The following is a 23,857-nucleotide window of genomic DNA, read 5'->3' on the forward strand; positions in this document are numbered from 1 at the left end:
TCCGCTCTCTAGTGGTTCGGCCAGATACGTCCGAGCAAGGCAGCAGCCGCTGCCTCCCGCTCTTCGATCTTAGGCAAGTCTTGGCTGATCCTGCGCTTTATCCACAGGAAGTATTCAACGTTTCCGTCCTGGCCCGGCAACGGACTGACCGCCAGGCCGCACAGGTCCAGCCCGGCGTCGAGCGATGCCCTGGCTACTTTCTCCACCGCCAGGCGCCGTTCCCGCTCGGAAGTGACCACACCTGTACGTCCCAGCCGGTCCTTGCCGATCTCGAACTGCGGCTTCACCATCAGCACCAGGTCCCCACCGGGTTCGGTGCACAGCGCCAGCGGCTGGACCACCAGGGTGAGGGAGATGAAGGAGAGGTCGGCAACGGTGAGTTCCGCCGTGCCCCCGATGTCCACGGGCGACATGTAACGGACGTTCAGTCCCTCGTGGACTTCCACTCGGGGATCTTCCCGCAGCCGCTGCACCAGCTGGCCGTGTCCGACGTCGACCGCCACCACGTGCGCGGCCCCGCGCCGAAGCAGGACGTCAGTGAAACCGCCGGTGGAGGCGCCGGCGTCGAGGCACCTCTTGCCCTCCGGTTGGACTTCCGGGAAGGCGTCAAGCGCGCCGGCCAGTTTGTGCCCTGCCCGGCTTACGTAAGTGTCCCGTTCGTCGTGGTCGACCTCCAGGGGCTTGTCCTCGTCCACCTGCAGGGACGCCTTGGCCAGGACCTGGCCTGCTGAGCTGACCTTGCCCTCGGCAATCAAGGCGGCTGCGTGCGTTCGGGACCTTGCGAGCCCGCGGGCAACCAAAGCCTGGTCGAGGCGTACCGGCATCAGGCGGGACCGTTCGTCGGGACCGCACCTGTGGGCGCGCTGTTGTTGGGAACTGTGTTCAGCGCGGCCAGCAGTTCGTCGTGGAGTTCGTTGTACACATTTTCATGGTCGGACACCGGGATCCGCGGAAGGGTGCCAAGCCGCGCCAGTGCCTGTGCCACCACGGTATCCGTCACTCCCGCATCCCCGCTGCCGGGCCAGTCCGGGGAAGGCTGGGCTGCTGCGGATTCCGGTTCGGTCAGCTCAGTCATTGCACCAGTCTAGTGATCCATCCACACCAGATCGGGCGCCTGGGGCGTGGAGGCGTCAGGCGTTGCCGCCCACCAGGCTGCGCACGCGGCGCGCCAGGAGTCCAGGCTGTCCTGGCTGCCGATAATGCCCACCGCACCGTTGGCCACGCGCGCCGTCGCAACGCCGCACGTGTATGTGCCGTCGTGGTGCGCCACTTCCGGGTACGGCCGGTGCAGGTCCGCCAGGTTGCTGATGATGTAGTCCGGGCGTTCGGCGGCCCGGGCGGCCAGGATGGTCTGGCGGGTGTCGACGCCGGTCAGCACCGCCACGGTGGCGAAGCCGGCGTTGTTGCCGCCAAGGATGTCCGTGTCCAGCCGGTCCCCCACCACCAGCGGCCGTTCGGCCCCGAGCCGTTTGGCTGCTGAGTGGAAGAGCGGGGCCTCCGGTTTGCCGGCCACGCGGGGCGTCTGGCCCGTGGCTGCCGCAACAGCTGCCACCAACGTCCCGTTTCCGGGGGCGATGCCGCGGGCCTGCGGTATGGACATGTCCGTGTTCGTGGCCACCCACAGTGCGCCGGCGTTCACCACGTAGGTGGCTTCGGCCAGGTCTTTCCACCCAATCTCGGGATTGAAGCCCTGGACAACCGCCACCGGGCCCTCGTCCTGGCTGTACACCGGCACCAGGCCAACGAGTTCGATTTCGGCGGCAAGGGCCGGGCTGCCGGTGATGAGGATCCGCGAGCCGGGAGCCAGCAGGGACGCAAGCAGATCCGCGGCGGCCTGCGAGGAACTCACCACCTGGTGGTCCTCGGCCGGCGCCCCCAGCTCGCGGAGGTGGGCAGCAACCTGGGCCGGGGAACGCGACGCGTTGTTCGTCACGTATCCCAGGCCCACGCCGATGCCGGCGAGCTGCTTTAACGATTCAATGGCACCGGGGATGGCATGCGGACCGGCGTAGACCACGCCGTCCAGGTCCGCCAGTAGTGCATCGAACAGGGAAATCAGGGGAACGTCGGCCATTCTTCAGTCTTCCCGGCGGTCCGGCTGGTCCTGGTACTCCGCAGCGTCATCATGGTCGTCGGCGGCGCTGCCTGCGGCCGTTCCGGCGGATTCCAGTTCGTCCTGCTCCACCGAGTCCTCGTCAGACTCGGCGTCGTCGGAAACGAAGTAGTCAGCTTCCTGGTCGTCGATGCTCGCATCCTGCGGTTCAGAGTCCTGCAGCTCCGCATTGGCCTCTGCTGCGTGCAGTTCTGCCGCCTGCGCGGCGGGGGCACCTTCAGCTGATGCGGCCTTGGGAGCAGTCTCGGATGCCTGTGACGCACGGTCGAGGAGACGGCGGCGCTCTGCTTCCTCCCTCGCCTCTTCCTCCTCGTCCCAGCCGAGGTCGATGATGTCCGGTTCTTCATCCACGCCTTGGCCCAGCGCCTTTTCAGCAAGCACTGCCTGTTTCCGCCACTTCTCGGCTTCGTCGTTGCGGCCCACGCCGGCCAGGGCGTCGGCGTACGCACGGAACAGCCGGGGGCTGTAGGAGAACGCCCGGTTGATGTCCAGCTGCGGGATTTCCAGTTCGGCTACCGCAGCGTCCAGCTGGCCAAGGTCGGTTCTGGCCCCTGCTGCCACAATGGCGAGTTCTGCCTTGCCGGGGGCGTCCAGGTCCTGGGCTTCCTCGGAGCGGGCAACGTCAAGGGCGCGGTCAGGGCGTCCCAGTCCCCGCTCGCAGTCGGCCATGACTGGAAGGTGGACGTTGGAGCCACTGATGCGGCGGTAGGTGCGGAATTCGCGGAGGGCTTCGCCGTAGTGGCCGGCTGCGTAGGCGGTCAGGCCCACGGCTTCGCGGACCGCCGCCAGCCTGCCGCCGCGACGGCTTGCCGCGAGGGCGTGCTGGAAGGCGAGTTCCGGTTCTTCATCAATGAGCCGGCCGGCCATCACCAAGTGGCGGGCAACCCATTCCGCGCTCTTCGCTTCGAGCGTCTTGATCTGGTGCTGGGTGGCGCGGTCGAGTTCCTTGCCCGTGACGTCCTCATCGATCTGCGGAGACCTCTCCCGGTCCGGACGGTTCGCGCTGCGGAGGTCACGGACGTTGGGTTCGCGAACGGGGCGGTCTTCCTGGCGGTCCCGGCCGAAGGTGCGGGGACCTGCGTCTCCGCGGCCCGGTCCACGATCGAAACTGCGGGGTGCGCGGTCCTGGCGGTCACCGCGGCCGGCCCGCTCGCTGCGTTCTCCGAAGGGCCTCCGGTTTTCTCCCCCGCCGAATCCGCGGCGGTCCCCATCTCCGTCACGGCGCGGACGATCACCAAAAGGCTTCTGGTCACGGTCACCATACGGCTTACGCTCACCACCACCGCTGAAGGGCTTACGATCGCGATCACCGAACTGCTTCCGCTCACCACCACCGAAACCGCGACGGTCCCCCTCGCCATCACGACGCGGACGATCACCAAAAGGCTTCTGATCCCGATCACCATACGGCTTACGCTCACCACCGCCGCTGAACGGCTTACGGTCACGATCACCGAACTGCTTCCGCTCACCACCACCGAAACCGCGACGGTCCCCCTCGCCATCACGGCGCGAACGATCACCAAAAGGCTTCTGATCCCGATCACCATACGGCTTACGCTCACTACCGCCGCTGAACGGCTTACGATCGCGATCACCGAACTGCTTCCGCTCACCACCACCGCTGAAGGGCTTACGATCACGGTCACCAAACGGCTTCCGCTCACCACTGCCGGACGGACGGCCGGATGAGTCGCCGCCGTCACGGCTGGCGCGGGACCGGAAACCCCGGGGATCCCCGCCTGAATTGTTATTGCCGCGGAACCCGCCGCGGTCATTCCCGCCGCGATTGCCGCCGTTGTGCTCAGCCATGTGGATTCCTCCTGTTGTGAGCCGACCACTGGCGCAACTGCAGCCGCTCGTATCCGTGTTTCGTTTCCTACGCAACCCGAAATCAAGCGCTTCGAAGTCCGTACATCTTCATCAATTCTAGAGGAGCCATCCCGCAGAGCATCACGACCGAAGCCCAGGCGGCCGCATCGTGGGAAGATTCACACCCCCTCTCACTCGATGCGGGGTTCCGCGGGACGCTCTCTCAGATGATGCGGGGTTTCCCGGGATCCTCTATCAGGTGATGCGGGTTTCCCCGGATGCTCTCTCACTCGATGTGGGTGGTGGGGGTTTGTTGCCGGCAGGGAGTGGGAGAGGATCCCCCCGGGAAAGCCCCATGAGGTGAGGGAGGATCCCACGTGAAAGCCCCATTAAGTGCGAGAGCATCGAGGGGGAAAGCGCCATGAGGTGAGAGAGCGTCCCCCGGGAAGCGGCATGAGGTGAGAGAGCGTCCGGGGGGTGGGTCCGGGGGGTGGTCTTTGGGGTTGGGTTTTGGGGGTGGTTTCTGTGGTGTGTGTGTTAAATGTGGGAGGCCCCAACCATGGTGGTTGGGGCCTCGACCGTTAATGTGTGTCCGGCGGTGACCTACTCTCCCACACCCTCCCGGGTGCAGTACCATCGGCGCTGTGGGTCTTAGCTTCCGGGTTCGGAATGGGACCGGGCGTTTCCCCCACGCTATGACCGCCGTAACCCTGTTACCCGCCACCTGTGTGTCCGTAAGGGACGTTCGGGTGTGGGAAATCTGTGTGGTTACAACATTGTGGTGTTGTTATGTAGTTGTTGGTTCCTTGCCAGCAAACGGGTGGGTTTGTTGGTTGGGAACCACATAGTGGACGCAAGCAGTCTTGTTATCTTCTTACCCTTTCCTGGTGTGAACGTCTTTTGAATCCGTTCACGGAAGAGGGTGTGTGGTGTAAGTTATCGGCCTATTAGTACCGGTCAGCTTCACGAGTCGTTAGTCCTCGCTTCCACATCCGGCCTATCAACCCAGTGGTCTGGCTGGGGGCCTCTCACACACAAGGTGTATGGAAATCTCATCTTGAAGCGAGCTTCCCGCTTAGATGCTTTCAGCGGTTATCCCATCCGAACGTAGCTAATCAGCGGTGCACTTGGCAGTACAACTGACACACCAGAGGTTCGTCCGTCCCGGTCCTCTCGTACTAAGGACAGCCCTTCTCAAATTTCCTGCGCGCGCAGCGGATAGGGACCGAACTGTCTCACGACGTTCTAAACCCAGCTCGCGTACCGCTTTAATGGGCGAACAGCCCAACCCTTGGGACCTACTCCAGCCCCAGGATGCGACGAGCCGACATCGAGGTGCCAAACCATGCCGTCGATATGGACTCTTGGGCAAGATCAGCCTGTTATCCCCGAGGTACCTTTTATCCGTTGAGCGACGGCCATTCCACAATGTACCGCCGGATCACTAGTCCCGACTTTCGTCCCTGCTCGAGATGTCTCTCTCACAGTCAAGCTCCCTTGTGCACTTACACTCGACACCTGATTGCCAACCAGGCTGAGGGAACCTTTGGGCGCCTCCGTTACTTTTTAGGAGGCAACCGCCCCAGTTAAACTACCCATCAGGCACTGTCCCTGACCCGGATTACGGGCCGAAGTTAGATGTCCAAAGTGACCAGAGTGGTATTTCAACGATGACTCCACCCGAACTGGCGTCCGGGCTTCAACGTCTCCCACCTATCCTACACAAGCCACTCCGAACACCAATACCAAACTATAGTAAAGGTCTCGGGGTCTTTCCGTCCTGCTGCGCGTAACGAGCATCTTTACTCGTACTGCAATTTCGCCGAGTTTATGGTTGAGACAGCGGGGAAGTCGTTACTCCATTCGTGCAGGTCGGAACTTACCCGACAAGGAATTTCGCTACCTTAGGATGGTTATAGTTACCACCGCCGTTTACTGGGGCTTAAATTCTCAGCTTCGCCTTGCGGCTAACCGGTCCTCTTAACCTTCCAGCACCGGGCAGGAGTCAGTCCGTATACATCGTCTTGCGACTTCGCACGGACCTGTGTTTTTAGTAAACAGTCGCTTCCCCCTGGTCTCTGCGGCCCCGATCCCCTCCGGACAGCAAGTGTCCATCAAGGTTGGGGCCCCCCTTCTCCCGAAGTTACGGGGGCATTTTGCCGAGTTCCTTAACCATAATTCTCTCGATCGCCTTAGTATTCTCTACCTGATCACCTGTGTCGGTTTGGGGTACGGGCGGCTAAAACCTCGCGTCGATGCTTTTCTCGGCAGCATAGGATCACCAAATCCCCCCAAACGGGGGTCCCATCAGATCTCAGGCATCATGAACAGCGGATTTGCCTACCGTTCGCCCTACATCCTTAGACCGGGACAACCATCGCCCGGCTTGGCTACCTTCCTGCGTCACACCTGTTAATACGCTTGCCTCCCAGGATCAGGTCCTGCGCTCCACCAAAACCCTCACACCACAAGGGCGATCGGGCAGGTCTCGGGCAGTTAGTATCCCCTGTTCAGCATGGGCGGTTTTTCGCCGGTACGGGAATATCAACCCGTTGTCCATCGACTACGCCTGTCGGCCTCGCCTTAGGTCCCGACTTACCCAGGGCAGATTAGCTTGACCCTGGAACCCTTGATCATTCGGCGGACGGGTTTCTCACCCGTCTTTCGCTACTCATGCCTGCATTCTCACTCGTGTAGGCTCCACCGCTGGTTTACACCGCGACTTCACCGCCCACACGACGCTCCCCTACCCATCCAGACGCCTGAACCACAAGGGCTTAGCTAATATCTGAATGCCACAACTTCGGCGGTGTACTTGAGCCCCGCTACATTGTCGGCGCGGAATCACTTGACCAGTGAGCTATTACGCACTCTTTTAAGGATGGCTGCTTCTAAGCCAACCTCCTGGTTGTCTTCGCAACTCCACATCCTTTCCCACTTAGCACACGCTTAGGGGCCTTAGTTGGTGGTCTGGGCTGTTTCCCTCTCGACTATGAAGCTTATCCCCCACAGTCTCACTGCTGCGCTCTCACTTACCGGCATTCGGAGTTTGGCTGACGTCAGTAACCTTGTAGGGCCCATTAGCCATCCAGTAGCTCTACCTCCAGCAAGAAACACGCAACGCTGCACCTAAATGCATTTCGGGGAGAACCAGCTATCACGAAGTTTGATTGGCCTTTCACCCCTACCCACAGCTCATCCCCTCCATTTTCAACTGAAGTGGGTTCGGTCCTCCACGACGTCTTACCGTCGCTTCAACCTGGCCATGGGTAGATCACTTCGCTTCGGGTCTAGATCACGCCACTGCAACGCCCTATTCAGACTCGCTTTCGCTACGGCTGCCCCACACGGGTTAACCTCGCGACGTAACACTAACTCGCAGGCTCATTCTTCAAAAGGCACGCCGTCACCAGAATCAGACTGGCTCCGACGGATTGTAAGCACACGGTTTCAGGTACTGTTTCACTCCCCTCCCGGGGTACTTTTCACCTTTCCCTCACGGTACTGGTCCGCTATCGGTCATTAGGGAGTATTTAGGCTTATCAGGTGGTCCTGACAGATTCGCACGGGATTTCTCGGGCCCCGTACTACTTGGGATACTCATCCGGGCGGTACACAACATTACGGTTACGGGGCTAACACCCTCTCTGGCCGGCCTTTCAAAACCGTTCACCTATGCCTGCACATCACACCCCACCAGTCCGGCAGAACTGGTATGGAAAGTCCCACAACCCCGACCATGCAACGCCCGCCGGCTATCACACATGGAACGGTTTAGCCTGATCCGCGTTCGCTCGCCACTACTAACGGAATCACTATTGTTTTCTCTTCCTGCGGGTACTGAGATGTTTCACTTCCCCGCGTTCCCTCCACGCACCCTATGTGTTCAGATGCGGGTCACCAGGCAACTCGCGCCCCTGGCGGGGTTTCCCCATTCGGACACCCTGGGATCACAGTCCGGTTATCGACTCCCCCAGGCTTATCGCAGATTCCTACGTCCTTCTTCGGCTCCTAATGCCAAGGCATCCACCGTGTGCTCTTAAAAACTTGACCACAAAAGATCAAAAACGCTAATTTTCGAGAAAACCATGGAACCGGACCGCAAACCAACCACACCAAAGTGCAGCAAGCCACGGACAGATCCAGGTTCATATTCTTGGAAATTGCTTCTTATAAAAGATGCTCGCGTCCACTATGTAGTTCTCAAACAACAACCCCGTACCACACACCCCACACACACAACATGCATGATCGGTGCAGCCAGGAAACCAGAAACAAACAAACCCGCACCCCTCCCCAAAAGGGAAGAACCACGGCCCTGTTGCCTCAGGACCCAACAGTGTGCCAAACACTACCCCACAACCCGCACCAGCCGCGTTCCTGAACACCCGCCCTTCCCAAAGGAAAAGAGAACATCCGTACTAACAACCGGTCCGTGCCACCAGGCACCTATTTGTTGATATTCCACCCTTGAGCACCCGCCGCAGAACAAACGTCTGCGCAACGGGCCTTTACTCCTGACAACCCCCACACCCCGCATACACAGGACATGGGAACTGTAGGTGCTCCTTAGAAAGGAGGTGATCCAGCCGCACCTTCCGGTACGGCTACCTTGTTACGACTTAGTCCCAATCGCCAGTCCCACCTTCGACAGCTCCCTCCCACAAGGGGTTAGGCCACCGGCTTCGGGTGTTACCAACTTTCGTGACTTGACGGGCGGTGTGTACAAGGCCCGGGAACGTATTCACCGCAGCGTTGCTGATCTGCGATTACTAGCGACTCCGACTTCATGGGGTCGAGTTGCAGACCCCAATCCGAACTGAGACCGGCTTTTTGGGATTAGCTCCACCTCACAGTATCGCAACCCTTTGTACCGGCCATTGTAGCATGCGTGAAGCCCAAGACATAAGGGGCATGATGATTTGACGTCGTCCCCACCTTCCTCCGAGTTGACCCCGGCAGTCTCCTATGAGTCCCCACCATCACGTGCTGGCAACATAGAACGAGGGTTGCGCTCGTTGCGGGACTTAACCCAACATCTCACGACACGAGCTGACGACAACCATGCACCACCTGTAAACCGACCGCAAGCGGGGCACCTGTCTCCAGGTATTTCCGGTTCATGTCAAGCCTTGGTAAGGTTCTTCGCGTTGCATCGAATTAATCCGCATGCTCCGCCGCTTGTGCGGGCCCCCGTCAATTCCTTTGAGTTTTAGCCTTGCGGCCGTACTCCCCAGGCGGGGCACTTAATGCGTTAGCTACGGCGCGGAAAACGTGGAATGTCCCCCACACCTAGTGCCCAACGTTTACGGCATGGACTACCAGGGTATCTAATCCTGTTCGCTCCCCATGCTTTCGCTCCTCAGCGTCAGTTAATGCCCAGAGACCTGCCTTCGCCATCGGTGTTCCTCCTGATATCTGCGCATTTCACCGCTACACCAGGAATTCCAGTCTCCCCTACATCACTCTAGTCTGCCCGTACCCACCGCAGATCCGGAGTTGAGCCCCGGACTTTCACGGCAGACGCGACAAACCGCCTACGAGCTCTTTACGCCCAATAATTCCGGATAACGCTTGCGCCCTACGTATTACCGCGGCTGCTGGCACGTAGTTAGCCGGCGCTTCTTCTGCAGGTACCGTCACTTTCGCTTCTTCCCTACTGAAAGAGGTTTACAACCCGAAGGCCGTCATCCCTCACGCGGCGTCGCTGCATCAGGCTTGCGCCCATTGTGCAATATTCCCCACTGCTGCCTCCCGTAGGAGTCTGGGCCGTGTCTCAGTCCCAGTGTGGCCGGTCACCCTCTCAGGCCGGCTACCCGTCGTCGCCTTGGTAAGCCATTACCTCACCAACAAGCTGATAGGCCGCGAGTCCATCCAAAACCACAAAAAGCTTTCCACCCCCCACCATGCGATGAGGAGTCATATCCGGTATTAGACCCAGTTTCCCAGGCTTATCCCAGAGTTAAGGGCAGGTTACTCACGTGTTACTCACCCGTTCGCCACTAATCCAGGAGCAAGCTCCCTTCATCGTTCGACTTGCATGTGTTAAGCACGCCGCCAGCGTTCATCCTGAGCCAGGATCAAACTCTCCGTTGAAGTAAAACAAAAACGAACACAACATGGCACCACGGGAAAACGCGGCCACCACACTGCAAAATTTGAAACCAGCTGTAAAAACCAGACCACACCACGGGGTGGCGGACCTGGCCAAAACAACCAATCAATAAACAATTGGTATCAACAAACTTGGCACACTATTGAGTTCTCAAACAACAGACACATTCGAATATTCCCGAAGCAATTCAGTTCAATGAATTCTTATTTCGTATTTCTTCGCTGCGATGTTTCAATCTTATTTCATTCATTTTCACTTTGCAAATCCGGTTGTTTTCCCGGAATTCACTCGGTGGAATGAATCCGCCCATCATAAAGTGCAGCAATTCTTCTTCTTGCGCTTCCGCACATGGTGAAGTTGCTTCACTTTTTGGTGGGGGTTGGTCGCTATTTTTCCGCTTCAGCGGCGGCGACTCAGAAAACATTACACGCTCCCCCGCGGCCGTGCAAATCGGCTGCGGAGGAGCGTGCAGGTGGCTATGTAGAGCGGCGGAAGACCTAGGGAACCAGGACCTCCACGGTGGCCAGGTTCTTCTTTCCCCGGCGCAGAAGCAGGTACTGCCCATGCAGCAGTTCGGACTCTGGAATCACCGCTTCGGGGTCGGACACCTTCTCGTTGTTGACGTAGGCGCCGCCTTCACCAACGGTGCGCCTGGCCGCTGACTTGCTGTCGGACAAACCGGAAGCAACCAGCAGGTCCACAATCCCCATCTCATCCACCTGAACCGTGGCGGAGGGCAGCTCCGAGGTTGCCGCCTGGAGAGTGGGCTTGTCCAGGGCGGTCAGGTCACCGTTCCCGAAAAGCGCGGCGGATGCCGCGATGACCTTCTCCGTGGCTTCCACACCGTGAACAAGGGACGTCACTTCGTAGGCAAGCTTCCGCTGGCCTTCACGGGCGAACGGCCGTTCCGCCACGGAAACGGAAAGCTCCTCGATCTCAGCCCTGCTTAGGAAGGTGAAGACCTTCAGCCGGTTCACCACGTCAGCATCCGCGGTGTTAACCCAGAACTGGTAGAAGGCATAAGGGCTGCACATGCCGGCGTCCAGCCAGATGGCGTTACCCTCGCTCTTGCCGAATTTCGTGCCGTCAGCGTTGGTGATCAGTGGTGTTCCGAGGGCGTGGACGCTCTTGCCCTCCACCTTGCGGATCAGCTCCGTGCCGCTGGTGAGGTTGCCCCACTGGTCCGAGCCGCCGGTCTGCAGCACGCAGCCGTAGTCCCGGTACAGCTGCAGGTAGTCCATGCCCTGGAGGATCTGGTAGCTGAATTCGGTGTAGCTGATGCCCTCATCCGAGCTCAGCCGTGAGGCCACTGCATCCTTGCGGAGCATGGTTCCCACGCGGTAGTGCTTGCCCACTTCACGCAGGAAGTCGATGGCGCTCAGCGGCGCCGTCCAGTCCAGGTTGTTGACCATCCGGGCCGCGTTGTCCCCCTCGAAGCTGAGGAACCGGCGGACCTGGGCCTGAAGGTAGCCCACCCACTCGGCCACGGTGTCCTTGGTGTTCAGGGTCCGTTCGGCCGTGGGACGCGGGTCCCCGATCATGCCGGTTGAGCCGCCCACAAGCCCGAGGGGCTTGTGGCCGGCCAGCTGCAGCCGGCGCATGAGGAGCAGCTGAACCAGGTTTCCCAGGTGGAGGCTCGGCGCGGTGGGATCGAACCCGCAATAGTACGTAACCGGCCCGCCGGCGAGGAGTTTTTCAAGCTCTGCCTCGTCGGTGGACACGTGGACCAGGCCACGCCATTTCAGCTCCTGCCATACGTTGGCAAAAGTGGGGTCGTTCTGCTGCGATTCGAGGCTGTTGAGTTCTGGCACGCCTTCTAAGTTAGCAGTAGGCGGCGTGCCAGATCAGCGTTTGATGCCTGCCGGAACAGGTTCTGAAGCAATAAGCCGCAGCCGCTGGGTGGCCCGGGTCATCGCCACATACAGGTCCCCCACCTTTCCGTGCTCATGGTTGAGCATCATGGACGGCTCGAGCACCACGACACCGTCGAACTCCAGCCCCTTGGCTTCGCGGGGGCTGATCACCACGATGTCCTGCTCGTAACTGCCGGCACCGGTGCCCACGCGGCGTCCATAGGCAGCCCGCAGCGCTGCCGTGGCCTCCGGCAGGAAGTGCCCGTCGGCAATCACGGCGAGCAGGCCGCCGTCGAGCGCATCCAATTCCTCCGGCAGGACCTCAACAAGTCGGCTGACCACCTGTCCGGGATCCACCTCGTCGATGACGGGTGACCAGCGCCCTTCGCGGACGGCCTTGGGCGCTGAGACCACCAGCCCCGCCGCGTTGGCCATCCGGACGGCGGCTTCGGCGATCTGGGACGGCGTCCGGTAGTTCACCGTTAGCTCCTCCAGCTGCCAGCGGTCCCCGAACATGGGGGCGAGCGCTCCCTGCCAGGAATTGGCGCCGGCCACCGAGCTGGTCTGCGCGATGTCCCCCACGATGGTGAAGGATTTCAGGGGGCAGCGGCGGACCAGCAGGCGCCACTGCATGGGTGAAAGTTCCTGAGCCTCATCCACCACGATGTGGCCAAATGCCCAGGTGCGGTCGCTGGTGGCTCGCTCTGCGGCGGTTTGCCGTGTTTCCTGCTCCTGGTTCTGTTCGGCCAGTTCCTCTGCGGACATCAACGGGTCCACCCCTGCCGCCTGCATGTTCACCAGGGTCTGCTTGGCGTTGGCAAGATCGCGGGCACGGTCGTGCTCCTGCTGGGCAAGTCCACGCCCCGCGGCCGGATCCAGTTCGCCGAGCAGCTCGGCGGCCTCGTCCAGAAGCGGCACATCGGACTCGGTCCAGGGGGCGTCGGCGGGGCGCTGCAGCAGTGCCCGCTCGGCCGGGGACATGTTCGGTGTGCAGAATTCCAGTATGGCCGGCTTGCTGAAGAGCTCGGAGATCAGCTTCTCCGGCGTCATGGGCATCCAGCAGAGGTTGAGGGCAATGCGTACGTCCCGCGCGGAGCGGACATCCTCGGCAAGGTAGGAGCGGTCTGCGTTGTTGCCGATGTTCCCGGCTTCCACCAGCTCGGTCATTTGTTCCGTAAGTTCGCGCAGCAGGATCTTGACGAACGTCACACGTGCCTCGTTGTGCGGCTTGCCGGTGGAGCGGGCACGCTCGCGGGCACGGCGGACCTGGCGCGGCGTCAGCACCAGCCTGCGGCCGTCCACCTCCAGGATCCGGTCTTCCGCGGGAATCCGCTGGCGGTTGGCCACGGCGTTGGCCACCACGGTGGCCATGTCCAGGCGGCCTTTAATGGCAGCGACGTCGGCATCCGGTTCCGGCACTGCGTGGATGCCTGGCATCAGGCGGCCCACGCTGGCCATCACGACGCCGGTCTCGCCCAGGGAGGGCAGCACCCTTTCGATGTACTTCATGAACGACGACGACGGCCCCACCAGCAGCACGCCTGCGGTCTTGAGGCGGTCGCGGTGGGTATAGAGCAGGTAGGCGGCACGGTGGAGGGCCACGGCGGTCTTGCCGGTGCCGGGTCCGCCCTGCACCACCAGGGCACCGGAGATGGAGGAGCGGATGATGCGGTCCTGCTCGGACTGGATGGTGCTGACGATGTCCGACATACGGCCGGTGCGCTTGGAGTTCAGGGCAGCGAGGAGGGCGCCTTCGCCCTGCAGGGATTCGTTGTCGGCCAGCATCCCGGCGTCAAGGACGTCATCCTCGATGGCCTTGACCTCGCGGCCCTGCAGGATCAGGTGCCGGCGCCTGCGCACACCCTGCCGGTCAAAGGCCGTGGCCTGGTAGAAGTGGCCGGCTTCGGGCGCGCGCCAGTCCACCATGAGCCGCTGCAGGTCCTCGGTGGTGAGGCCAATGCGGCCAATGTACTGCGCTTCGCCGGAGTCCAGGTCCAGCCGGCCGAAGACCAGCCGGTCATCCACCGCGTCCAGCTGGGCGAGACGGTCTTCATAGAGGGCAGCGAATGCGTCGCGTTCGGAGACGTTCTGCATGGTGCCCACGGCCCCGGCCCGGCGGACCTGCGCCAGCTGCCGGCGCTTTTCCTCGCGCAGCTCTTCCAGCCGGGCGTACAGGCCGGCTACATAGTCGCGTTCGTGGGCCAAATCGGCGTCGAGCATTTAACGTTCCCCTATCGCAAAAGACAGACCTACCATTCTACAACCATTTCCGTTAACGCCCGTGAAACGTTGCAGGATCCGGTTTGGCCCCCCTTGGCTTGGCCGCCTTGTACTGGGAGACGGTAGGGTCGCCGGTGATCCAGAAGCGCCATGAGTACTGGTCTGTTCCTCCTGCGCCGGAGACTCCCACCCTTGGTCCGGAGCTCACCTGTCCCACGGGCCTGGGCGGAAGCGCCAGCCCGAACGGCGGCGCGAGTGCATCACGGCCGCTGTCCGCGGTCGTCAGGCCCAAGGCCTTGGCCAGCCGGGCAGGCCCCCTCGCAAGGTCGGCGGGGCTTTTGGACGTTGTCCGGCGGTGCCGGGCAAGTTCAATCCCGTCCACGATCTCCCCTGCCCGCAGCAGCAGGGCCGATGCCGTTCCTTCCGGACCGCACACGATATTCGTGCAGTGGTGCATCCCGTAGGTGAAATAGACGTACAGGTGGCCCGCAGGGCCGAACATGGGGGCGTTGCGCGGCGTGGGGCCGCGGTAGGTGTGCGATCCGGGATCCGGGTGCAGGGAGTCCTCGGGCCCCAGGTAGGCCTCCACTTCGGTAAGCCGGACGGATACCGCACCGTCCCTGGAGTCATGGGTCAGGACGGCTCCCAGCAGCAGCGGCGCCAACTGGCGGGCGTCTCCGGAAAGGAACTCCCGCAGCGGCTGGCCGGCCCCCATCGGATTTCTGTTCATGGCCAGACTCTATCCAACGCCGGCCCCGCCCCTCACATATTTGACGCCCCACGGCCGTGTCCGATTTCCGCTAGCCGGTACACCGGAGGGCTGGCACGATTGAGGAATGGACTTCTGGCAGCGCTACCGGGCGATCGACGCCCGGGACACCCGGTTCGACGGGCAGTTCTACACTGCCGTTCGGACCACGGGCATCTACTGCCGCCCGTCCTGCCCGGCCAGGACTCCGAAGGCTTCCAACGTCACGTTCTATGAAACCTCGGCAGCAGCGCACGACGCCGGCTACCGGGCCTGCAAGCGCTGCCTTCCGGAGGCGGTTCCCGGCACGCCCGCCTGGAATCTTCGCCAGGACATTGCCGGGCGTGCCATGCGGCTGATCAGTGACGGCGTGGTCACCAGGGACGGCGTTGACGGCCTGGCGGCCCGCCTGGGCTATTCCTCCCGCCAGCTCAACCGCATCCTCAGCCAGGAGCTGGGGGCGGGACCGCTCTCGCTGGCCCGGGCCGGCCGTGCGCAGACTGCCCGGACACTGCTGGTGTCCACCTCGATGAAGCTCGCGGACGTTGCCTTTGCGGCCGGCTTCAGCAGCGTCCGCCAGTTCAACGAGACCATGGCGGAAGTTTTTGGGATGACTCCCACTGCGCTCCGCACCGCGAGGCATCCGAAAGCCCCCGCCGGTTCCACCGCCCTCACCCTCAACCTCCCCTACCGTGAACCTTTCGACCCCGGGGTCTTCACCTTCCTGGCCGTCCGGGCCATCCCAGGGATTGAATCAGGAACGTCCACCTCCTATGCGCGCACGCTGCGGCTGCCCCAGGGTGACGCGAGGTTCCGGGTGGATTACGACGCCGGCGCTCCGGGCCGGCCGCTGACGCTCACCATCGGCGCGGTGGACCTTCGGGACCTGCCGGCACTGTTGAGCCGGGTGCGGCGGCTCTTTGACCTGGACGCTGATCCGGTGGCCATCGACAGCGCACTGGCAGGGGATGCCAGGCTTGCGCCCGTTGTAGCGTCCGCTCCGGGAATCAGGATGCCGGGTGCCATGGATCCCGCGGAAATGCTGATCCGGGCCATGGCCGGGCAGCAGATCACCGTGGCAGCGGCGCGGACCGCCCTCAGCCAGCTGGCCGCCGTCGGACGTCCAAGCCGAAGCCCCGGCGAGGGCCTGGACCGGATGTTTCCCACCCCCGCCGAGATCGCCGGCGGAGGGTCCGCCGTCCTGCGGGGACCGCAACGGCGGATCGCGGCCCTCCTCGCGGCAGCTGCCGCAATGGCGGACGGCAGGCTCGACTTTGGCTACGGCGACAGCCCGGAAAGCCTGGCCTGCAAGCTGCTGCCGCTGCCCGGCGTGGGACCATGGACCACGGGGTACCTGGCCATGCGCGTCCTTGGCGCCCCGGACGTTTTCCTGGCCAACGACGCGGCCGTGCGGAACGGGCTCCGTGCCCTCGCGGCGGAGGCCACAACGTCCACCCCGGACTTCCGGGAAGTGAGTCCCTGGCGCTCGTACGCCACCATGCACCTGTGGCGGGCGGCAGCCCACGCTGCGGAAGCCCAGTCTGCGGCCGGCACGCGCAGGGGCACAGCAACGGCCCCTACAAACCAAGACGCCAGACCAGCAGAGAAAGCGAACAGATGAAGGCCCAACTGCTTCAGATGACCACCCCGGACGGCCCGTTCACCGTCATTGCCCAGGACGGCGTCGTGCTCTCCAGCGGCTGGACAGGCAACCCCGGCGAGCTGACCGGCCAGATCCATCCGTCCTTGCGGCCCGGCACGCTGGAAACGGTCACGGGACTGGGAGAAATCTCATCCGCCGTGGAAGCCTTTTACGCCGGTGACCCCGCGCCGGCGATGGGCGTTCCCGTGCGGCAGGTGTCAGGACCTTTCCGGGCCCATGCCTGGGATGTCCTGCGGCTGGTGCGGCCGGGTCAGCCCGTCACCTATACCCAGTACGCGGAGCTCGCCGGCAACCCCAAAGCGGTGCGGGCAGCCGCCAGCGCCTGCGCCTTCAATGCCGCCGCGTTGTTTGTGCCCTGCCACCGGGTGATCCGGACTGACGGCTCCCTGGGCGGTTTTCGCTGGGGGCTTCCCATCAAGCAGAGCCTGCTGGCGCGCGAAGCCGCTTAGGCCTTCGAGCCGGTCCTGCCGGCGGCGGGGGTTCCGGAAGGCCACGGCAGCAGCTCGGGCAGGTTCACGCCGTCAGCTGCGGCCGAGGCCCTCAGGCTGCCCAGCGTCGGCTCGCGGCCGGCGAGCCAGGCTGCGATATCGGTGATCATGCCGCTGATGACAGTGGACCGGTTGCCGCTGCCAATGCTGACCGGCTGGAGTCCCAGTGGCTGCAGCACCAGCTTGTCGTCCGGCTGGACCCGGGCCGCCAGAAAATCGAAGAGGTGCTCGCAGAACGGCCGGCTCCAAGTTTCCGGGCCCCTCCCCGTCAGCAGGTCCGACGCGTGGATGACCAGTTCCCGCCACAGCGCCAGTCCGCCGTCCAGGACCACGCCCCCGCGAAAGGTGATGGGGGCGTACCAGCCGGTCCGGTTCGCCGATGAATCCTTGACGCCGGGCAGCGCGTCGAAGGCTTTGAGCGCCCGGTCCATTGCGGCGGTGAGGTCCGCGAGGTGGGTAGCGGCGTCGTGGCCCGCCGCCATGTCGATGGCTTTGTTCCGGCCTTCCATGCCGCCGTCGTAAAGCTCCACGGCCTCTCCGCGCGCCGCGTACTCAAGCTGCCGGGCCATGGCGTTGGAAATTCCGGTCAGATGGGCCAGCACGTGCCCCCTCGTCCAGCCGGGCAGGGCTGAGGGCGCCTTCGCGTCTTCATCGCTTAACCGCGCAGCGTCGGCGGCAACGTTTTCCGCGGCTGTGTGGAGCGCAGGGAGCAGTTCGTCTGGTGCGGGAGCTGTCATGGCGACAGCCTAACCCAGGGGTGAACCGTCGGGACCGACGCGGTGCCGGACATGCGCGCCGTCGTGGCTGGCCTGCCAGAACTCGATCTCGGCGGGCCGGAGGGCGTAGAGCTGCCAGTGGAGGTTCGTGCTGCCGTCCGCCCGGGGCCGCTCCGCCCAGTCCTGCGCGGAGGCCTCGGCGGACAGTTCGACGACGGCCCCGGCAACGCGGATCTGCCGGCCCTGGGAGGGCCAGTAGAAGGTCATGGCAGCGTGCGGGTTGGCACCCAGTTCCCTGCCCTTGCGTGAGGTGCGGGACGTCGCGAAGTGCCAGCCGTCGTCGTCAATGTTTTTCAGGATCAGCATCCTCGACGACGGTTTGCCGTCGCCGCCCGCTGTGGCCAGGCTGCACGCATGCGGCTGCCGCTCCCCCGCCGCCAGCGCCTCGCCCAGCCATTGCCTGAACAGCTCAGCGGGATCCTTGGGTGCGCTCTCCGGGTCAAAGGTCGGCAGCGTGTCCGGGAAATCGGGAAGCGCGCGGAGTTGCCGGCGGAACGGTTCGCTCATTGCTCCATGCTAGCCGGGCCCCATCCGGCGAACGCTCTCTCAGTTAATGCGTGAAAACCGGCAACGCTCCTGCACCCGGTGCAGGAGCGTTGCCCAGAAAGGCACATCAAGTGAGAGAGCGTTTTACCCCGCGTACTCCCGCACGCCGGCAAGCTCGGCTTCCAGCGCAACCAGCTGGCGTTCAACGGCGGCGGGCGCGGTTCCGCCCTGGGAGTTGCGGCTGTTGAGCGAGCCCTCCGTGGACAGGACGGTGCGGACCTCCGGCGTGAGGTGCTCCGAGATGGCCGCGTACTCTTCATCCGTCAGGTCCCACAGCTCCACGCCGCGGGATTCTGCCTGCTTCACGGCAGCACCGGAGAGCTCGTGGGCTTCCCGGAACGGTACGCCCTGGCGGACAAGCCATTCGGCGATGTCCGTGGCCAGCGCGAAGCCCTGCGGTGCCAGCGATTCCATCCGTTCGGTATTGAACTTCAGGGTGGCGATCATGCCGGAGACCGCCGGAAGCAGGAGCTCCAGGGTGTCGGCGGCGTCGAACACCGGTTCCTTGTCCTCCTGCAGGTCGCGGTTGTACGCCAACGGCAGGCCCTTGAGGGTCGCCAGCAGCCCGGTCAGGTCGCCGATCAGGCGGCCCGCCTTGCCGCGGGCCAGTTCCGCCACATCCGGGTTTTTCTTCTGCGGCATGATGGACGAGCCCGTGGAGTAGGAGTCGTGCAGCGTGACGAAGGAGAACTCCTTGGTGGCCCACAGGATGACTTCTTCCGACACCCGGGACAGGTCCACGCCGATCATGGCGCAGACCCAGGCGAACTCGGCGAAGACGTCGCGCGAGGCGGTGCCGTCGATCGAGTTGTGGGAGGCGGAGAAGAAGCCCAGGTCCGCGGCCACAGCCTCCGGGTCCAGCCCCAGCGACGAGCCGGCCAGGGCGCCCGAACCGTACGGTGAGACGCCGGCCCGCTTGTCCCAGTCCTGCAACCGCTGCACATCGCGCAGCAGGGCCCAGGCGTGGGCCAGCAGGTGGTGGCTGAGCAGGACGGGCTGGGCGTGCTGCAGGTGGGTGCGGCCCGGCATGGCGACACCGTGGTGAGCCTTGGCCTGCTCCACCAGGGCATCCACCGTAGCCAGGACACCGCGGGCGATGATCCGGGCATGGTCCCGCAGGAACATGCGGCCAAGGGTGGCCACCTGGTCGTTCCGGGAACGGCCGGCGCGGAGCTTGCCGCCCAGCTGGGTCCCCGCGCGCTCGATCAGGCCCCGCTCCAGCGAGCCGTGCACGTCCTCGTCGGACTCCGCCGGCACATAGGCGCCGGAGGCCACGTCCTCATCCAGCTGCGTGAGGGCGGCCAGCATGCCCTCGAGTTCGGCGTCGTCAAGCAGCCCGGCCTTGTGCAGCACGCGGGCGTGCGCCTTGGACCCGGCAATGTCATAGCGGGCCAGCCGCCAGTCAAAGTGCGTGGACTTGCTCAGTGCCGCCAGGGCGTCGGCGGGGCCGCCGGCGAACCGGCCGCCCCACAGTGCGCCCGCATTTGTTGCTTCGGTCTTTGGCTCAGCCACCGGGGCTACTTTCCTGCGACGCGGATATCGCGGCCGGAGGCAACCTTGGCGGACATGCCCCACAGCTCGATGAAGCCGCGGGCCATGGACTGGTCGAAGGTGTCGCCGGTGTCGTAGGTGGCCAGGTTGAAGTCGTAGAGCGAGGTGTCCGAACGGCGGCCGTTGACGATGGCCTGGCCGCCGTGCAGGGTCATCCGGATGTCTCCGGAGACGTACTTCTGGGTGTCCTCGATGAAGGCGTCCAGGGAGCGCTTCAGCGGCGAGAACCACTGGCCGTCGTACACCAGCTCCGACCAGCGCTGGCCAACGGTGGCCTTGAAGCGGGCCTGCTCGCGCTCCACGGTGATGTCCTCGAGGTGCTTGTGGGCCGTGATGAGGGCCATGGCGCCGGGAGCCTCGTAGATTTCGCGGGACTTGATGCCCACCAGGCGGTCCTCGACGACGTCGATGCGGCCCACACCCTGGGCACCGGCACGGCGGTTGAGTTCCTTGATGGCCTGCAGCGGGGTGACCTTGACGCCGTCGATCGCTACCGGGATGCCGGCTTCGAAGGAGATGACGACCTCGTCCGGTGCCGGCGGGAACTCCGGGGTGGCGGTGTAGTCGTAGATGTCCTTGGTGGGGGCGTTCCAGATGTCCTCAAGGTAGCCGGTTTCCACGGCGCGGCCCCAGACGTTCTGGTCGATCGAATACGGGTTCTTCTTGGTGGTCTCGATCGGCAGGCCCTTTTCCTCGGCGAAGGCAATGGCCTTGTCACGGGTGAGCGCGAGGTCGCGGACCGGGGCGATGCACTTCAGGTCGGGGCCGAGGGTCTGGATGCCCACTTCAAAGCGGACCTGGTCGTTGCCCTTGCCGGTGCAGCCGTGGGCCACGGTGGTGGCGCCGAATTCGCGGGCAGCCTTGACCAGGTGCTTGACGATGACCGGGCGGGAGATGGCGGACACCAGCGGGTAGTGGCCCTGGTAGAGGCCGTTGGCCTTCAGCGTGGGCATGCAGTATTCGTTGGCGAACTCGTCGGAGGCGTCGGCCACGTAGGCTTCGACGGCGCCGCAGCCGAGGGCGCGCTGGCGGATGGTCTCCAGGGACTCGCCGCCCTGTCCGACGTCGACCGCCACGGCGATGACCTCGGCGCCGGTGGCTTCACCGATCCAGCCGATGGCTACTGAGGTGTCCAGGCCGCCTGAGTAGGCGAGCACAATGCGTTCAGTCACTTCGAATGCTCCTTGTGATTGGGGTTTGTTGATGTTGTCTTCAAGCTTATTGCCCGGCTTCTTCAGCCAGCTGCAGGAACCTGGCGGCGAGGTCCTGGCCGCCCTGCGGGTCCCGGGCCACCAGCAGCACGGTGTCGTCCCCGGCGATGGTGCCCAGGATGGACGGCATCACCGAATGGTCGATGGCCAGTGCCAGGAAGTTTGCCGCCCCGGGCGGGGTGCGGAGCACGGCGATGTTGGCCGAGGCCTCCGCGGTGACCAGCAGTTCGCTGCACAGCCGGGCCAGCCGGGCGTCCAGGATCTCCTGGCTCACCCCGCTCCTGGCGGCCCGTTCGCCGCCCTCCCCGGGTACGGCGTACACGAGCACGCCCTCCTTGCCGCGGACCCGGACAGCGCCGAGTTCCACGAGGTCCCGCGACAGCGTCGCCTGGGTGACCTGCACGCCGTCGTCCGCCAGCAAGGCGGCCAGCTCCGCCTGGGAACGCACGGACTCCCCCGTCAGGATGGCGGTGATGCGCGCCTGGCGGGCTGTCTTGGTCGCCGGGCTGGAGCCCGGCGACGCCGGTTGGGCGGACACTAGAACGTGCTCTCTCCGGTGCCTTCAACGGGTGCGAGCCCGTCAACGAAGGCCAGGCCGGAACGGTGCATCAGCCAGGCCATCAGGGCCTTCTGGGCGTGCAGCCGGTTTTCGGCCTCGTCCCAGACGATGGACTGCGGACCGTCAATGACGCCGGCAGAGATTTCGTAGCCGCGGTAGGCGGGCAGGCAGTGAAGCACGACGGCGTCTTCCGCGGCCTGTGCCATGGCGGCCTCGTCCACGGCGTAGTCCCGGAACAGCTGCATCCTGGCTTCCTTTTCCGCTTCCTGCCCCATGGACACCCACGTGTCTGTGGCGACGACGTCGGCCCCTTTCAAAGCCTCCGCAGCGTCAGTGGTGATAAGCACAGACCCTCCGGTCTCTGCCGCGCGTTCCTCGGCTGCGGCCACGATGTCCGCGGCCGGGAGGTAGCCCTCCGGCCCGGCAATCCGCACGTGCATCCCGGCCGTGACACCGGCCAGCAGGTAGGAATTGGCCATGTTGTTGGCGGCGTCCCCCAGGTAGCTCATGGTGAGGCCCTTGAGTTCGCCCTTGTGCTCCTTTACGGCCAACAGGTCCGCCAGCAGCTGGCAGGGGTGGTAGTCGTCGCACAGGGCGTTGATCACGGGAACCCTGGAGTTCTCCGCCATGGCCACGAGGCCGGCATGCGCGCCGGTCCGCCAGACGATGGTGGAGACCATCCGCTCCAGGACCCTGGCGGTGTCCTCCACGGATTCCTTGTGCCCGATCTGCGCCTCGCCGGGGTTGATGATCAGGGCGTTGCCTCCCAGGTCCGCGATCCCGGTGGCAAACGAGACCCGGGTCCGGGTAGACGTTTTGTCGAAGATGACGGCCACGGTCTTGCGGCCGCTGCCCTCGGCGGCATACGGCTGGACGCTGTAGGGGGCCGCCTTCATCCGGGCCGCGAGGTCAAGCACCTCGGCCTGTTCGGCGGGGCTGAGGTCCGTGTCCTTGAGGAAGTGCCGGGTGGTGCTCGCTGCTGGTGTCACTGGGCGTCCTTAGCTGCTTGGAGGATTGCCGGGAAGGCGTCGAGGAAGGTGTCCGCCTGGGCCGTGGTCAGGACCAGCGGCGGTGCAAGGCGGATGGTGCGGGGGCCGGGGCTGTTGACGATGAACCCTGCGTCAAGGCCGGCCTGCACCACTCCCGGGGCCACCTCCGCGTCCAGGTCGAAGCCGATGAGGAGGCCTTCCCCGCGGACCTCGGTGACGCCCGGAATTCCGGCCAGGCCGGCCCGCAGGTACTGGCCTACGGCTGTTGCATTGGCCAGCACGTGCTGGCTTTCGATGGCGTGCAGGGTGGCGAGGGCGGCCGCGGTCGCCACCGGGTTCCCGCCGAACGTGGTGCCGTGCTGGCCCGCAGCCAACAACGACGACGTCTCCGGTCCATAGGTGATCAGGGCACCGATCGGGAAGCCGCCGCCCAGGCCCTTGGCCAGGGTGACGGCGTCGGGCATGATCCCGGCATCCTCGCTGGCCAGCCACTTTCCGGTACGGCCGATGCCGGTCTGCACCTCGTCGAGGATCAGCAGCGCTCCCACCCGGGCGGTGAGCTCGCGGGCGGCCCGAAGGTATCCGGGCGGCAGGGGGCGCACGCCCGCCTCGCCCTGGATGGGCTCCAGGAAGACGGCCGCCACGGTCTCGTCCACGGCGTCCTTCAGCGCCTCCACGTCACCGAAGGGGATGTGGACGACGCCGCCGGGCAGCGGCTCGAACGGCGCGCGGTAGGCCTCTTTTGCGGTCAGGGCGAGGGCGCCCATGGTCCGGCCATGGAAGGCCCCTTCGAGGGCGATGATCCTGGTCCGCTTGGCGCCGCTGCCGCCGGTATTGCGGCGGGCCAGCTTGAAAGCGGCCTCGTTGGCCTCGGTGCCGGAGTTGGTGAAGAACACCTTGGAACCAGCGGGGGCGTCGGTGATGGCCAGCAGCTTTTCGGCCAGCGCGATCTGGGTGGGGCTGGTGAAGAAGTTGGAGACGTGGCCCAGGGTGGCCAGCTGGCTGGATATCACGGACGTGACGAAGGGGTTGGCATGGCCCAGCGCGTTGACGGCGATGCCTCCGAGCAGGTCGAGGTACTCCTTGCCGTCGGCGTCCCAGACCAGGCAGCCGGCACCGCGGACCAGGACGCGCTGCGGGGTGCCGAACACGCCCATGAGGGAGCTGGAGTACCGCGCGAGCCACTCGGAGCCGCTTCCGGTTCCGGTCATCA

The 23,857-nt window shown here is 64.3% G+C and carries 18 protein-coding genes and 3 rRNA genes; 3 read left to right on the forward strand and 18 right to left on the reverse strand.

Annotation, left to right across the window (positions count from 1 at the left end; translation table 11 throughout):
• Window positions 1-8 precede the first annotated feature (8 nt).
• From WHH00_RS11395 to WHH00_RS11410, 4 genes are read right to left on the reverse strand one after another with little or no spacing between them, the layout of a single operon-like run.
• A complete protein-coding gene (locus WHH00_RS11395) occupies window positions 9-824 on the reverse strand; it encodes a TlyA family RNA methyltransferase (RefSeq protein WP_406632851.1) in 816 nt (271 codons plus the stop codon).
• On the reverse strand, window positions 824-1,075 hold the full coding sequence (locus WHH00_RS11400) for a hypothetical protein (RefSeq protein ID WP_406632853.1): 252 nt from the start codon (window positions 1,073-1,075) through the stop codon (window positions 824-826). The genes WHH00_RS11395 and WHH00_RS11400 overlap by 1 nt, the downstream gene beginning before the upstream one ends.
• Before the next feature lie 9 nt (window positions 1,076-1,084).
• Window positions 1,085-2,074, reverse strand: coding sequence for an HAD-IIA family hydrolase (locus WHH00_RS11405; RefSeq protein ID WP_406632855.1), 990 nt, complete (start codon window positions 2,072-2,074; stop codon window positions 1,085-1,087).
• 3 nt (window positions 2,075-2,077) lie between these two features.
• Window positions 2,078-2,980: a hypothetical protein gene (locus tag WHH00_RS11410; protein ID WP_406632857.1), complete on the reverse strand. Its 903-nt coding sequence runs from the start codon at window positions 2,978-2,980 to the stop codon at window positions 2,078-2,080.
• Window positions 2,981-2,986: 6 nt separating this feature from the next.
• On the opposite strand from WHH00_RS11410, the gene WHH00_RS11415 reads away from it, so the two are divergent.
• Window positions 2,987-3,805 carry a hypothetical protein gene (locus WHH00_RS11415; protein ID WP_406632859.1) on the forward strand — a complete coding sequence of 273 codons (819 nt, stop codon included), beginning with the start codon at window positions 2,987-2,989 and terminating at the stop codon, window positions 3,803-3,805.
• A 710-nt stretch (window positions 3,806-4,515) separates the two neighbouring features.
• On the opposite strand, the gene rrf is transcribed toward WHH00_RS11415, so the two are convergent.
• From rrf to WHH00_RS11450, 7 genes are all read right to left on the reverse strand, one after another.
• Window positions 4,516-4,632 (reverse strand): 5S ribosomal RNA (rrf, locus tag WHH00_RS11420).
• A 219-nt stretch (window positions 4,633-4,851) separates the two neighbouring features.
• Window positions 4,852-7,978 (reverse strand): 23S ribosomal RNA (locus WHH00_RS11425).
• Between the two features lie 520 nt (window positions 7,979-8,498).
• Window positions 8,499-10,021, reverse strand: a 16S ribosomal RNA gene (locus WHH00_RS11430).
• Together the 16S, 23S and 5S rRNA genes form the textbook arrangement of a ribosomal RNA operon.
• Before the next feature lie 206 nt (window positions 10,022-10,227).
• The gene (locus WHH00_RS11435; RefSeq protein ID WP_406632861.1) at window positions 10,228-10,464 is read right to left on the reverse strand and encodes a hypothetical protein; all 237 of its coding nucleotides are present in this window, start codon (window positions 10,462-10,464) and stop codon (window positions 10,228-10,230) included.
• A gap of 73 nt (window positions 10,465-10,537) precedes the next feature.
• The gene (gene tyrS / locus WHH00_RS11440; RefSeq protein WP_406632863.1) at window positions 10,538-11,851 is read right to left on the reverse strand and encodes a tyrosine--tRNA ligase; all 1,314 of its coding nucleotides are present in this window, start codon (window positions 11,849-11,851) and stop codon (window positions 10,538-10,540) included.
• Window positions 11,852-11,884: 33 nt separating this feature from the next.
• A complete protein-coding gene (locus WHH00_RS11445) occupies window positions 11,885-14,113 on the reverse strand; it encodes a HelD family protein (RefSeq protein WP_406632865.1) in 2,229 nt (742 codons plus the stop codon).
• A gap of 52 nt (window positions 14,114-14,165) precedes the next feature.
• Entirely contained in the window at window positions 14,166-14,843 is a 678-nt protein-coding gene (locus WHH00_RS11450) for a DNA-3-methyladenine glycosylase (protein WP_406632868.1), read from the reverse strand.
• Window positions 14,844-14,949: 106 nt separating this feature from the next.
• Here WHH00_RS11450 and WHH00_RS11455 point away from each other — a divergent pair, with 106 nt between their 5' ends.
• Window positions 14,950-16,482, forward strand: coding sequence for an AlkA N-terminal domain-containing protein (locus WHH00_RS11455; RefSeq protein WP_406632870.1), 1,533 nt, complete (start codon window positions 14,950-14,952; stop codon window positions 16,480-16,482).
• Window positions 16,479-16,973, forward strand: coding sequence for a methylated-DNA--[protein]-cysteine S-methyltransferase (locus WHH00_RS11460; protein ID WP_406632872.1), 495 nt, complete (start codon window positions 16,479-16,481; stop codon window positions 16,971-16,973). The genes WHH00_RS11455 and WHH00_RS11460 overlap by 4 nt, the downstream gene beginning before the upstream one ends.
• Here WHH00_RS11460 and WHH00_RS11465 read toward each other — a convergent pair.
• From WHH00_RS11465 to WHH00_RS11495, 7 genes are all read right to left on the reverse strand, one after another.
• Complete coding sequence (locus WHH00_RS11465; RefSeq protein WP_406632874.1) at window positions 16,970-17,749, reverse strand: maleylpyruvate isomerase family mycothiol-dependent enzyme; 780 nt, start codon at window positions 17,747-17,749, stop codon at window positions 16,970-16,972. The genes WHH00_RS11460 and WHH00_RS11465 overlap by 4 nt on opposite strands.
• 9 nt (window positions 17,750-17,758) lie before the next feature.
• The gene (locus tag WHH00_RS11470; RefSeq protein WP_406632876.1) at window positions 17,759-18,295 is read right to left on the reverse strand and encodes a pyridoxal 5'-phosphate synthase; all 537 of its coding nucleotides are present in this window, start codon (window positions 18,293-18,295) and stop codon (window positions 17,759-17,761) included.
• Window positions 18,296-18,418: 123 nt separating this feature from the next.
• Window positions 18,419-19,846, reverse strand: coding sequence for an argininosuccinate lyase (gene argH, locus WHH00_RS11475; protein ID WP_406632878.1), 1,428 nt, complete (start codon window positions 19,844-19,846; stop codon window positions 18,419-18,421).
• A gap of 5 nt (window positions 19,847-19,851) precedes the next feature.
• Window positions 19,852-21,057 (reverse strand): argininosuccinate synthase, encoded by a 1,206-nt coding sequence (locus WHH00_RS11480; RefSeq protein ID WP_188732038.1) that lies wholly within the window; start codon window positions 21,055-21,057, stop codon window positions 19,852-19,854.
• A gap of 46 nt (window positions 21,058-21,103) precedes the next feature.
• Window positions 21,104-21,634 (reverse strand): arginine repressor, encoded by a 531-nt coding sequence (locus tag WHH00_RS11485; RefSeq protein ID WP_174180327.1) that lies wholly within the window; start codon window positions 21,632-21,634, stop codon window positions 21,104-21,106.
• The gene (gene argF, locus WHH00_RS11490) at window positions 21,634-22,644 is read right to left on the reverse strand and encodes an ornithine carbamoyltransferase (protein ID WP_406632881.1); all 1,011 of its coding nucleotides are present in this window, start codon (window positions 22,642-22,644) and stop codon (window positions 21,634-21,636) included. Before argF ends, WHH00_RS11485 begins: the two co-directional genes overlap by 1 nt.
• On the reverse strand, window positions 22,641-23,855 hold the full coding sequence (locus WHH00_RS11495; RefSeq protein ID WP_406638578.1) for an acetylornithine transaminase: 1,215 nt from the start codon (window positions 23,853-23,855) through the stop codon (window positions 22,641-22,643). The genes argF and WHH00_RS11495 overlap by 4 nt, the downstream gene beginning before the upstream one ends.
• Window positions 23,856-23,857: the final 2 nt, after the last annotated feature.

This window comes from Pseudarthrobacter quantipunctorum, from assembly GCF_045291495.1.
Taxonomy (GTDB): domain Bacteria; phylum Actinomycetota; class Actinomycetes; order Actinomycetales; family Micrococcaceae; genus Arthrobacter; species Arthrobacter quantipunctorum.